This window comes from Streptomyces griseus subsp. griseus, assembly GCF_000720255.1.
GTDB lineage: Bacteria > Actinomycetota > Actinomycetes > Streptomycetales > Streptomycetaceae > Streptomyces > Streptomyces griseus_I.
Genome location: NZ_JOJE01000128.1, coordinates 1 through 1,429, shown reverse-complemented (window position 1 = coordinate 1,429; position 1,429 = coordinate 1). Strand labels below are relative to the sequence as shown.

At 69.3% G+C, this 1,429-nt stretch carries 1 pseudogene; it reads right to left on the bottom strand.

The features are described 5' to 3' along the window. Window positions 1-8: 8 nt before the first annotated feature. A pseudogene (locus IG99_RS43410) lies at window positions 9-1,287 on the bottom strand (transposase). Window positions 1,288-1,429 lie beyond the last annotated feature (142 nt).

Genomic DNA, 1,429 nt, shown 5'->3' with positions numbered 1-1,429 from the left:
CTTGATCTTTAACCTGTGCGGCGGGGTCGTGGGGTCGTTGACTTCTTCGTTCGCTGTTTCGTAGTGCCTGGTTTGCGGACGGTGTGCACGTCGTAGCGCGGGGTGGGCCGTGTGTTCTTGCGTCCGGGTGGTCGTCCCGGGCCGGGGCGGGAGGGTTTCGGTGCTCTGGCGGGGCAGTCCGCCTGCGGGCGGAGGTGCCGAAAGTCGCGGCGGACGCGGGCAGGGGTCAGCCTGTTCGGCGGGCTCGGCTTCTCCCACGGTCGGCGCAGGTCGGCCGCCAGCGTGCGGGCCAGCCGCAGCTGGGTGTAGACGGCGAGGATCAGCCAGGTCCACCGGTCAGCCGCCTCGGGAGTACGGATCTTCGGGCAGGTCCAGCCCAGCGTCTGCTTGAACAGCCGGAAGGTGTGCTCGATGTCGAAGCGCCGCAGGAAGACCTGCCAGAGCAGGTCGACTTGGGTGTCGGTGGCATCGGTGCCCGACCACCACAGCCACACCGGCTTCGGGCTGGCGCCGCTGGGCAGGTACTCGACCTGCAGACGGATCACAGTGCCCTCGATGACCGGCAAAGCGCCCAGCTGAGAGACCCACGCAGAGCGGTGGGTCAGCCTGGGGTGGAGCCGGTCCCAGGCCCGGGCGGTGGCCTTGCCATACAAACGGGTCTCGGTCACCGTCGTCGCATCGGGAGTGTTCCAGGTGGCCGGATCGCCGAAGACGAACTCGCCACCGTGGCGGGGCGGACGACCCCGGGTGCCCGGCTCTCGGGGCGGGGCCGCCCGGCGCAGGACCCGGTCCGAGCGCATCCGGCCCAGCACCTGCACCGGCAACAGCCGCTCGATGAGCTCGCGCATCTGCCGGGCGGTGACGGTGGCGGCGTCGTCCCCCGGCGCCAGACGCAGCGCGTCCAGCGGCGCGGTCGTAGGTGTGACACAGGATCCGCTGCGGTGAGGTGTGCGCGTCGGGACGCAGCCAGCAGGTGATGTCGGCGGCCAGCACCAGCCGGCCGTCCGCCGCCCGAGGCAGCGGCACCGCAGCCAGGGCCCGCCGCAACCGAGCAATGTCCATCCGGCCTGCGGCCAGAGCGTCATAAAGCCCGCCGTGTCCACGGCGGTGCTCGCCCACCAGCGAAAGCTCCACCAGCGAGCGGACCGGGCCGTCCGCACACAGCACAGCGTCGGCCAGCTCGAACAACGCATCCGAACGCCGGGTCAGGCAGGAGTAGAACTCGCCCCGGAAGCGTGACAGCTCCGCCAACGCCTCCTGCCGGGCATCGCGATGCAGCAGACTCATCATCACGGCCTTCGTGCTGGACGTGTGTGTTCCTTGGTCGGAGCACATGTTCAGACGAAGGCCGCTTCCGCGTCCGGCAGTTACCAGACCGAGTGATCAAGTTCGACGCATCATTCGACGCCAGAGGTTAAAGATCAAGCTA